This window comes from Brevibacillus fluminis, from assembly GCF_003710825.1.
Taxonomy (GTDB): Bacteria; Bacillota; Bacilli; order Brevibacillales; family Brevibacillaceae; genus Brevibacillus_D; species Brevibacillus_D fluminis.
In genome coordinates this window covers 207,744-218,405 of record NZ_RHHQ01000025.1, presented here as the reverse complement: position 1 = coordinate 218,405, position 10,662 = coordinate 207,744, and the positions used below count along the sequence as shown (strand labels likewise).

10 protein-coding genes are annotated in these 10,662 nt (G+C 47.4%); 7 read left to right on the top strand and 3 right to left on the bottom strand.

What is annotated here, in order from left to right:
• Positions 1-314: 314 nt before the first annotated feature.
• The 3 genes from EDM56_RS28090 to EDM56_RS28080 form a co-directional block, all read right to left on the bottom strand.
• Entirely contained in the window at positions 315-674 is a 360-nt protein-coding gene (locus EDM56_RS28090) for a SpoIIAA family protein (protein WP_183192623.1), read from the bottom strand.
• 71 nt (positions 675-745) lie between these two features.
• On the bottom strand, positions 746-1,012 hold the full coding sequence (locus tag EDM56_RS28085) for a hypothetical protein (protein ID WP_122921249.1): 267 nt from the start codon (positions 1,010-1,012) through the stop codon (positions 746-748).
• A gap of 251 nt (positions 1,013-1,263) precedes the next feature.
• Entirely contained in the window at positions 1,264-2,307 is a 1,044-nt protein-coding gene (locus tag EDM56_RS28080; protein WP_246009569.1) for a GNAT family N-acetyltransferase, read from the bottom strand.
• A gap of 650 nt (positions 2,308-2,957) precedes the next feature.
• Between EDM56_RS28080 and EDM56_RS28075 the strand changes: the two genes are divergently transcribed.
• From EDM56_RS28075 to EDM56_RS28045, 7 genes are all read left to right on the top strand, one after another.
• Positions 2,958-4,346 (top strand): aminotransferase family protein, encoded by a 1,389-nt coding sequence (locus EDM56_RS28075; RefSeq protein ID WP_122921247.1) that lies wholly within the window; start codon positions 2,958-2,960, stop codon positions 4,344-4,346.
• 38 nt (positions 4,347-4,384) lie between these two features.
• Entirely contained in the window at positions 4,385-5,968 is a 1,584-nt protein-coding gene (locus EDM56_RS28070; protein ID WP_122921246.1) for a N,N-dimethylformamidase beta subunit family domain-containing protein, read from the top strand.
• 124 nt (positions 5,969-6,092) lie between these two features.
• Positions 6,093-7,289, top strand: a complete 1,197-nt coding sequence (locus EDM56_RS28065; RefSeq protein WP_122921245.1) for an ABC transporter substrate-binding protein — start codon at positions 6,093-6,095, stop codon at positions 7,287-7,289.
• 21 nt (positions 7,290-7,310) lie between these two features.
• Positions 7,311-8,186, top strand: coding sequence for a branched-chain amino acid ABC transporter permease (locus EDM56_RS28060; RefSeq protein WP_122921244.1), 876 nt, complete (start codon positions 7,311-7,313; stop codon positions 8,184-8,186).
• Positions 8,187-9,158 (top strand): branched-chain amino acid ABC transporter permease, encoded by a 972-nt coding sequence (locus tag EDM56_RS28055; RefSeq protein ID WP_122921243.1) that lies wholly within the window; start codon positions 8,187-8,189, stop codon positions 9,156-9,158.
• Positions 9,159-9,162: 4 nt separating this feature from the next.
• Positions 9,163-9,951, top strand: coding sequence for an ABC transporter ATP-binding protein (locus EDM56_RS28050; RefSeq protein WP_122921242.1), 789 nt, complete (start codon positions 9,163-9,165; stop codon positions 9,949-9,951).
• On the top strand, positions 9,935-10,636 hold the full coding sequence (locus EDM56_RS28045) for an ABC transporter ATP-binding protein (RefSeq protein WP_122921241.1): 702 nt from the start codon (positions 9,935-9,937) through the stop codon (positions 10,634-10,636). Before EDM56_RS28050 ends, EDM56_RS28045 begins: the two co-directional genes overlap by 17 nt.
• The last annotated feature ends 26 nt before the right edge of the window (positions 10,637-10,662 follow it).

Genomic DNA, 10,662 nt, shown 5'->3' with positions numbered 1-10,662 from the left:
TAAAAAATGATTGGCATCATCCCCCCAAAAAAATACTCTTCCTCTGTACCAATAGAGTCAAGGGTTCGCTTTGCCTTACGCCCTTGACTCTATTGGCTGGAGAAAGATTTTTCGAATAGGGGATGAAACCTTCTCATACAACTGGTTGAGTTGGTTTACACAAAATTCTTGACAGACCCAATCGCAGGTTCATTACAATTACGGGCAGAACAGCTTAATCAAACGATAATAATATAAACGAAATAAGGAGCAGCTTGTTTACGGCAACTGCTCCTAGTTTTTTAGTAATATATCCGGTTTTCTAGTAAGATTAATTATTTTTCTGCTAACCATGACCAAGCTTCGTCTTGCTGAGCTGGTTCGAAGTGCTTGACATTAGCTTTGATAAAATGCTTTTCGATATCAACGATATTCGCTAACCAATTACGATTACTTACAAACGCAATTCGATCACAATATCGATAGAATTTTTTAATAAAATCGAGTTTAGCTAAAAATACATCCATAGAAAAACCGGTATAATCGCCTAAAGTGAGTAGCACTTTTATTTTTCCATGTCGATCAACTAATTTTTGAAAAGCACCTTCAATTTCTTGATAATCTTTCCTTGTTACCTTTTCGCTAATCTCTACTGCTATAACATCGTCGTTACGGCTTTCAATTAATCTTAGCATGTAGACCATTCCCTTTCTTTATCTACTTCTTATTATATTGTAAGTGAATATTAATATATATGTTAAATGGCTTAACCTATGGGCGATTTTCTCCAAACACCATCAGGACCTTCTCTTTCGGCGATCCATCCGATGGGAAGATCAATAATGTCGGATACCGAATGGTCCAATTCAAGAATTTCACCGAAAGAAACCAGCATCGAACCCTCAATGTCAACATCTGAACCATCATGGAATTGCCAGGCGCCATCATCTTCATCGTGTGAAACATATAGAATTGGATTTTTATCTATAACAACGCCTTTTGTTGTAAAAACAGCTTCATTTAAATTAACCATGATATTCACCTCAGGAAAAACTGCTTTAAAAAGATTCTAACGTTTCCGGTTACAAAAAATTCAAATTGTTAGGCAAGGTCATCATCATTCAAAAACTCGATGAAATCAATTTCAACTGAAATCATAACTCCGAAACTGTCCCCAAAAGCCAAAACAAAAGATTTAAATCGAGGAGAAAGAGGGCCAGCTTGTAGTGTTGTTATTTCTTTGTCGACTAAACAAAAATATCGAATAGGATGGGGGATTTGGAACTACTCTTTCACCGAGGTTATTCTGCTATCAATAAGGCGAGAAACTCTGTAAGAAACAGGAAGGAAACCTTGACGAGGCCAATAACGTGAAGATTGTAAATTCGTTTCTCTCCAATCTGTCATGCAATAGACATATCCCTTTTCCTTTGCATGGGCAAGTCCATGTAGAGTAAGTGCATAATTAAGACCCTGCCCCCGGCATTGATCTAGGGTCCCAGCAACTCCTAATTCAACACAACGATCCGGCACATTCAAATTTACTTTACTTTTATCTAAGGGGAAATATCCTTGAAAAGAAACAATTCTTCCATCTTTTAGGGCGATCCAGAAATCGACATCATGATCATCAAGGAGTCCTGCATAACCTTTCCGTAAATCTTGAGGATCATCACGTAAAGAGTAACCAAAAACGGGTGCCTTATTTTGATGAGTTCTTATAATATTTGCAATATCCTCTACCAAACTACGATCTTCTGGCGATGCCAAGCGAATTTCAACATCTGGAATGCTCAGGGGAAGGGGAAATTCCCGATCAAGTAGTGAGAGTAATGCATGAGTTTGTTCAAAGCCAAAACCTAAACGAAACCAAGAATGAAGAATTTCTGGTTGACTGGCAGGAATGAGTGCAAAATGATTGAAATATCCCTCATCTACCCATTGTTGAGATGCCTCTGAATAAAGGTCTCTATATAATTCAACGGAGCTCTTGCAAGAAATTGCATGACCTCCTAAATTAATCCAGACATGTCGATCCCGAAGAGGATTCTCGATTTTTTGTCCAATTAGGTAACCGATTAGTTTACCATCTTCAATTGCTGCGATTCCGCCACTGTTTGGTTTTGACCATATCGTTTTAACAGCGGTCGTTGCATAATTTTCATTTTCACATTCAATTGGTAGTACCGGAAGGATTTCTCGATCTAGTAAATGACGTTTGGACAATAGTTGCCCAGCCTCCGAGATTAACTCGTCAGTAAATGGTATGTAATACATTAAATGAACACCTCTCTTATTTATCATCATCAGGCTGTTCTTAATCTGCAATTAACATCCTTAATCCAACTTGTTCTTTTAGATGTTAAATAGTTTTCAAAGATTATCCTAAATCAATTAACCAATTCGCGATTCCTATCAATGCAAGCATTATATAGATTATTAGTACTGCTTTTGCAGTATTGCCGTTCATCTAAACCTACCTCCATCGCCAGGGAGTTTTGCGGCAACTGTTTCACTAAATATTACCATAAAAAATGAAGGGGGCAGAAATGCATGTAATTTCGATTTGCAAAACATTACTTGTGAGAAGGGGAGGTCGCCGCTGTTTCATTTATTGTAATCAGTCTAAAACCTATTTTTCTGAGGCTTAACTCTTTCTGATCCAAGAACTGCATAGGATCAACAACTACATCTACACGCAGGGATGCCATGGCGTGTTTCATTTGGTTTGAAGGATAAAGCGCTTAACCTTAAGTTACCTACTGTGCTCCATTGATATTGGTCAATTATCTGTATATATGATTGTACAGAAGCCAGATGTTTAATTAAGTGGCGGATTTACTTTTCGATTATTTCTTTTTTATTGTTGAAATGACAGAAAATTTGGGATAGAATGTTCTCATTAGGGTAAGCGGTTACCTTGATTTGAAAACGAACCGTATGAGCGATCACTGAACAGGAAAACAGGGGGGCTTTACATGACGCAGCATGTCACGCAAAACGGTGTGGACATTGATGAATTGATTCGTTTGGATAAGCAGCACTATTTGCATCCGACTTCTTCAATCCAGCAGCATCAAAAAAATGGACCGACGCTTATCATCAAAGAGGGAAAAGGCATTTATTTGACTGATGTGAACGGTAAGCGCTTCATTGACGGGATGGCTTCCTTGTGGAATGTGAACATCGGGCACGGACGCAAAGAAATGGGAGAAGCAGCAATGGCTCAAATGGAGAAGCTGGCGTACAGCTCATCCTTTGCCAATCTGTCCCATGAGCCGGTCATTCGCCTGGCGCAAAAAATCGCATCGCTGACGCCGGGGGATCTCAACGTGAGTTTTTTTACCTCGGGTGGTTCCGAGTCAAACGATACGGCTTTCAAGCTGGTCAGGCACTACTGGAAATTAAAAAATCAGCCTGAACGTAAGAAGATCATTGGAATGGACCTCGGCTTTCATGGGATTACCATTGGGGCTACCAGCGCGACGGGGATCACGCAATTCCACGACGTATCAACTTCCAACGCCCCTGACTTTCTTCACGCCAAACCGTTCCTGACCAACTGTGAACGTGGGGACACGACGGACCCGGATTACCCTCGGAGCTTTCGCGGTATCATTGAGCGGGAAGGGCCGGAAACAGTCGCTGCCGTCATTTTGGAGACGGTCCAAGGAGCAGGGGGAGTCAACATTCCGCCAGATGGGTACTTGCAGGCTGTTCGTCAGCTATGTGATGAGTTCGGCATCATGATGATCATGGATGAAATCATTTGCGGTTTCGGACGAACCGGAAAATGGTTCGGTGTAGATAACTGGAATGTCGTGCCCGATCTGATGACGGTCGCCAAAGGAATCACGAGCGGGTACATACAGCTGGGGGCCGTCGTCATGAGAGAGTATATTCGAGACGAACTCGCTGAACGTTCGGAAGGAACTCTTTTCCACGGATTTACGTACAGCGGTCATCCAACTGCATGTGCGATTGCCTTGAAAAACATCGAAATCGTCGAGAACGAGCAGCTGATGGAAAATGCGAAGAATATGGAACGGGAACTGGCAAAAGGCTTCGCTTATTTGGAAGAAAAACAAATGATTGCCGCAAACGGTAGGTCTTTGGGATTGCTTGGTGGCTTCGACCTGCTGGCAGACAGGGAGAGCGCAAAAGGCTTTGAGCCTTCGCTGAATGTAGCGCCCAAAGTCATCGAGGAGTGCTATCGCCGCGGTTTGATCGTTCGCCCGATTACGTACGGGGGGAAAAATTCGATTGTCATGGCGCCACCGCTCATTATTACAAAAGAAGAGATCGGAAAGATGATCGATATTTTCTCCGATGCGATTGACGCAGTTGAGACATCGCTCGGCTACTAAACGCTCGATTGATCATGATCACTAATGAGGTGAAAGATGTGAGTGAATCCAAGCATAATCCTGCTGCCGACAGCGAACGAAGAGGTGCGATCTGGTGCTACACGGACAATCTCAGCTACGCACCCGGCGAGACTGTGGCCTTCCACATTTCATGCAAGCAATCGAATTATTCCATCGAAATTGCGAGGCTCGGGGCAAAACGTGAGGTCGTTTGGGAGAGACGAGAATCATCGGGAGAATGGCACTCGATCCCGGAAAAGGCGAATGAAACCGGCTGTGACTGGCCTGTAGCTTTCACGATGGACATACCGGTAGACTGGCGTTCGGGCTATTACCAGATCACTGTTCGCGCGGATGGAGTAGAGGGCCGATGGGGGGAATCCGAGCACTTTTTCGTCTTGCGCTCGGCGAACCCGGGGCGTGACGCCAAGATGCTGTTCGTCTTGAGCACTAACACGTACTTAGCCTACAACAGCTGGGGCGGCGGCAGTTTGTACTCAAGCAAGGCGGTATTCGACTTTCATGCGCAAAAAGCGAATCGTGCATCGATTTTGCGCCCGTTTGAACCTGGTCTGCTAAGCAAGCTCCCAGGGGCTCCGCGCACAGCTTTCGCTCCGGGACAAAAGCCTGGAATGATGGAGCAGCAGGGCAGACCATATCGCCCGTTTTCCGTTGAGGCGCAAGTTGATTATTGGACAGTTGCGAGCGGATTTGCAGGACGTTGGGAAGAAATCTTCGTCAAATGGTTGGAGGAGAACGGCTACAACGTCGACTACGCGATCCAGTATGATCTCGATCGTGATCCGAAATTGTTGGAGCCATACCAGCTATATCTAAGCGTCGGTCACGATGAGTACTGGTCGTGGCAGGAAAGAGATGTCTTGGAGGATTGGATCGATCGCGGCGGCAGTTTGGCGATGTTCTCGGGCAACAGCGTGTTTTGGCAGGTGCGTTATGAGGACGACGGTAAGACGATGGTTTGCTACAAGTATGATGCACCACAGCAGGACCCGGTCATGGGTACAGCGGAGGAAAAATATGCGACGACGCTATGGTCATCACGGACGATCAACCGTCCAGAGAATCGTTTGACAGGCGTCTCGATGACGCGCGGCGGCTATGCGCGAACAGGCATGACAGTCCCGCGCGGAGCAGGTGGCTATACGATATATCGACCAGACCATTGGGCATTTGATGGAACCGGGCTGGAATATGGGGATGTATTGGGCAGTGAGGAAGGAATCGTCGGGTACGAAAACGATGGCTGTGCATTTACGTTCCGCGATGGTCTGCCTTATCCGACTGGAGAGGATGGCTCTCCGATCGATATGGATATTCTGGCGATGGCTCCTGCTAGCCTCGGCGAACGGTTGGATCGTGGCTATACGAATCTGTTGCTTGGGGAGAGTGACCTCGCACTGGCAGCGCGTGAAGTGCTCGGCGAGGACACGCCGGAAAATCGCAATCGGCTGCGCCACGGAAATGCGACGATGGTTTCGTTTTGTAGAGGGTTGGGTAAGGTATTCAACAGCGGTGGCACGGAGTGGGCATACGGGATCAAAGGCGTCAATCCATTCGTCGAGAAAATTACCCATAATGTGCTTCGCAAGTTTCTCCAATAAAATCGGGTAACGATTGCATCAAAAAGCTGTCGAAATGGAAGAAGAGCGACAGCTTCTCTTGGGCATTTGGGGTAAGCGCTTACCTAGTGTGATCATGAACAAACCTTAATAGGAGGGAAACGATATGAACAAAAAAATGGGGAGCAAGGTAGCAGGTCTGCTGCTATCGATGGGAATGGTATTGTCGGCATGTAGCGGACATGCAACATCAGGTGCTGGCTCCACGGGAAGCTCAGATGCGGCAAACGGAGATGTGATTAAAATCGGAGCGGTTCTCCCGCTGACCGGAGTTACCGCGTATTACGGTACGACGATCAAACAGGGGATCGATCTGGTTCTGGATGAGATTGCGGCACAGGGAGGAATCAACGGGAAGAAAATCGAGGTCATTTACGAAGATGACAAAGGCACTCCGGCCGAGGCCGTAAATGCCGCGCAAAAGCTGATTACTCAAGACCACGTTTCGGCGATCATCGGTGCCCACAGTTCATCCAATACGCTAGCGATGCGTGATGTTACCGAGCGCGAAAAGGTCGTTCATATGACACCTGCCTCGGGAGCTGACAGCATTACCGAACCGGGGCATCCGTACATGTTCCGTTACACCCTGTACAACGGACAACAAGGACCAGCTTTGGCCAGGTACGTCACAGGAAAACTGAACCTGAAAGACGTCGCGATCATCGCGGAAAACTCCGATTTTGGACGGACAGGTGCCGAAGCGTTCAAGAAAACGATGGAGAACGAGGGACTCGGCAACGTATTGTCTCTTGAATTTTACAAGCAAGGTGATAAAGATTTTTATCCGCAGCTGACCAAAATCAAAAACTTGAATCCGAGCGCGATCCTCATATCGGGAAATATCACTGAAGGGGCACAGCTCATCAAGCAGATACGCGATTTGGGAATGAACACCCAGCTGTTTGGCTTCGCGTCACTGGCTAATGATAAATTCATCGAGTTGGCTGGCAAATCAGCAGAAGGTATCATCAGCATCGGTACGTTTGAGCCGGGAGACTACAACTATTTCCCCAATTCAAAAAAGATGGTTGAGACCTATAAGCAAAAGTATGGGAAAAATCCCGACATGCAGGTAGCCAACGGTTATGGCTCGATGCAGATTTTCGCTGAGGCGATCCGCCTGGCAGGAAGCGGTGATCGTGAAAAGATTCGGGAAGCGATGAAGCAGCTAAAAGATTTTCAGGGAGTAACCGGCCCCGTAACGTTCAATGAAAACAACCAATCCTACCAGATGCTGATTTTTGAAAAGCTCGAGAACGGCAAGTATGTGGTGATGGGTTCCGACAAAGATATGAAATAGCAGAAGGGAGAGTCACACGAAATGATCGAGTTTCTGCAGCAAACGATCAATGGTCTCGTCATGGGAAGCACCTATGTTCTAATCGCACTTGGACTCACACTGGTGCTTGGCATGCTGGATATGGCCAACTTTGCTCACGGGGAGCTTTTTATGGCCGGGGCGTTTGTGTCGGTGTCAGTTGTCCAGAGCTTTGATCTGCCGTATTTGGCAGTGATACCGATCTCGATGGTGGTCGTAGCGCTCCTGGGCATCATCATGGAACGGCTCGCGTTCCATCCGCTGCGCCATTCCGCACGGATCAACCTCATGGTCAGTTCGCTTGGCGTATCCATTCTTTTGCAAAATGGCGTACAGCTTATCTGGGGTCCAGACCCGCGCAACATGCAATCTCCTTTTGCCGACATTCAATTGAATCTCGGGGGTGTCTTCATCAACGGGCAGCGGCTATTCGTCGTCGTGGTCGCCGTCGTCATGATTGCGCTCATCTATTACGGTATTCAAAAGACGAAGATCGGGGTGGCCATGCGGGCCTGCGCTTTTGACATGGAGACAGCAAAGCTGATGGGAATCAAAGCCAACACGGTTCTGTTCATCACCTTTTCCGTAGGGGCAGCGCTAGCAGCATTGGCAGGGACATTGATGGCTCCCATATTCAGCGTATATCCGACGATGGGCGTGTCGGCTACTTTGAAAGCATTCGTTGTTGTACTGTTGGGCGGCATCGGCAATGTGACGGGTGCCATCGCCGGCGGGTTTATCCTCGGACTAGTAGAGACGTATGCCGCTGGATACCTATCCTCTGAATACAAGGATGTGTTTGCGTTTGTCATCATGATCTTGGTGTTGCTGTTTAAACCGGCGGGCTTATTCGGCAAACACGTACAGGAGAAGGTGTAGATGAAAAAGAAAGCGCTCCTGCTGCTCCTTGCCGCGTTCGTCGTGTTCCCCTTTGTCTGGAACAACGACTACTTCCTTCACATCATGGTGATGGCTGCGATCAATATCATTCTCGTGCTCAGTTTGAACATCATTACCGGTTTTGCGGGCCAGGTCTCGCTCGGGCATGCTGCATTTTTCGGAATCGGCGCTTACGGTTCCGCCATCCTATCTTTGTCAGGCATACCCGTTTGGCTCTCAATGCTGATGGCTATTTTGATGGCGGCTGTATTTGGATTTTTGATCGGCTATCCAGTTCTTCGGCTGAAAGGCCACTATTTTGCGATCGCTTCTTTGGGGTTTGGCGAGATCGTCCATCTGATCTTCAACAACTGGGTGGATTTGACGCGAGGACCGATGGGATTGGGCGGTATTCCTCGTCCTGAGCCAATCTTCGGTATGGATTTCAGCGCCAAAATAGACTACTACTTTTTGCTGCTAGGCCTTGTCCTCCTTGTCATCTACTTGTCAACGAGGATCAAGGCTTCCAAGATGGGGCGCGCGTTGCTTGCTATTCAGACGGACGAGATCACGGCGAGGTCGATGGGGGTCAACGTTACCTATTACAAGGTGTGGGCGTTTGTTTGGAGCGCAGCAATCGCAGGTCTGGCCGGGGTATGTTATGGACACTTTATCCTGTTTTTAAGTCCGGAAACGTTTCAATCTTCCATGTCGGTCAACATTTTGCTCATGCTGTTGATCGGTGGTGTCGGCAGCATCGCTGGCTCGGTTATCGGGGGCATGTTCATCACCATGTTGTCAGAATATCTGCGGGAGTTCACGCAGTATCAGATGGTTATCTACGGTCTACTTATCGTCATCATTGTGATTTTCGCACCGAAGGGAATCAGCGGTCTATTGGGCAAAAGCAGAGGGTGGTTCGCGATGCCTACAGCCAAAGGTAGGAAGGTACCCGCACAAAAGGAGGTGTGACGCCATGAATCAATCCATACTACTAGAGACCCGAGAACTGACGATCCGCTTCGGCGGGGTGACAGCGGTAGATAACGTCTCGATTTCGATCAAAGCAGGGCAGATATTCGGGCTAATTGGACCGAACGGCGCAGGAAAAACGACCATGTTCAATTTATTGACAGGGATCTATCGCCCGACCAGTGGCGAGGTGTTTTATAAAGGCAACGAGATCACATCCCTGCAGGCTCATGAGATCGCACCACTCGGTATATCCAGAACATTTCAAAACATCCGTCTATTGCAGGGGCAATCCGTTTTTGACAATATCCTGCTGGCAACTCATCATCGCGTCACGTACAAATTTGCCGAGGCTTTCTTCCGCCTGAAGCGCTACCGGCAGCAGGAGCAGGAAGCGCAGCAAAGAGTCGATTTTTTGTTGCAAAAATATCAGATGGATCATCTCCGCGATGAAATCGCCTCGGAACTGCCCCAAGGGTTGCAGCGCAAAATCGAGATCATGCGTGCATTGGCGACAGGAGCGGAATTGATTTTTTTGGATGAACCCGCAGCGGGCTTGAATCCGGTTGAAACCGATGAGCTGATGGAGCTGATCCGGCAGCTGCAAATAGAAGGGCACACCATTTTTTTGATTGAGCACGACATGAAGCTGGTGAAAGGCATCTGCGACGAGATTGCCGTCCTGCATTTTGGTAAATTGCTCGACCAGGGGCGTTATGAAAAAGTGACGAACAATCCGCAAGTCGTTCAAGCTTACTTGGGAAGAAGGTATGAAAATGCTCAAAGTAGCTGATCTGCACGTGTATTACGGAAATGTTCACGCGCTCAAAGGCATCTCGATGGAAGTCAGGCAAGGTGAAGTCGTCACGCTGATTGGCGCGAACGGCGCGGGGAAATCGAGTCTACTCAAAGCGATTTCCGGTCTTGTCCGGCCAAAGGAAGGGTCGATCACGTATGAAGGAGAGGATTTGACGAGACTGGCACCCGATAAGATCGTGAGCCGCGGAATTGCCCACGTACCAGAAGGCAGACGAATTTTTACGAACTTGTCGGTCATGGAAAATCTGATGGTCGGTGCCTACCAACGCAAAGACAAGCGCCAGCTGAAGCACGATTATGAGGAAGTGTTCACCCTATTTCCGATTTTACAGGCACGTGCCGAGCAAATGGCAGGGACGTTGTCTGGCGGCGAGCAGCAAATGCTGGCGCTGAGCCGTGCGATCTTGTCCAAACCGAAGCTGATCATTCTCGACGAGCCTTCACTTGGATTGGCCCCGGTTATGGTAGACACGGTGTTCGATGTCATCGAAAAAATTCGCAAAAACGGCATCACAATTCTACTGGTGGAGCAGAATGCACATCTCGCGCTGGAAGCTTCAGAGCGTGCGTACGTGATGGAGACAGGAGAAATCAAAATCTCTGGAAGTTCTCGAACGCTTTTGCAGGATAACAAAGTCGTGGAAGCTTACCTTGGCTAATGGGAGTCGATAGGAAAGGAGCAAAA